Genomic DNA, 215 nt, shown 5'->3' on the forward strand with positions numbered 1-215 from the left:
TAATCAATAAAGTTGACGAATTTTCCCCAACCTACATCAGATATTGCTTTGGATAGCTTCCGGTTTTTAACCATTCCCTTGACGTTGAGGTTTTCAACGACAATCACTTGGCTTTCGTTTACCAATTTTCTTGATAATTTATGCAAGAAATCTTGGCGGGAATTAGTTATCTTCTCATGAACCTTAGCTACAGTTTTTCTAAACTTCTCTCTCGA

The 215-nt window shown here is 36.3% G+C and carries 1 protein-coding gene; it reads right to left on the reverse strand.

Annotation, left to right across the window (positions count from 1 at the left end; translation table 11 throughout):
- A partial coding sequence (locus tag PL8927_RS27710; RefSeq protein WP_156093362.1) for a transposase occupies nt 1–215 on the reverse strand: 215 nt, incomplete at both ends.

Origin of the sequence: Planktothrix serta PCC 8927 (assembly GCF_900010725.2) — a bacterium.
Taxonomy (GTDB): Bacteria; Cyanobacteriota; Cyanobacteriia; order Cyanobacteriales; family Microcoleaceae; genus Planktothrix; species Planktothrix serta.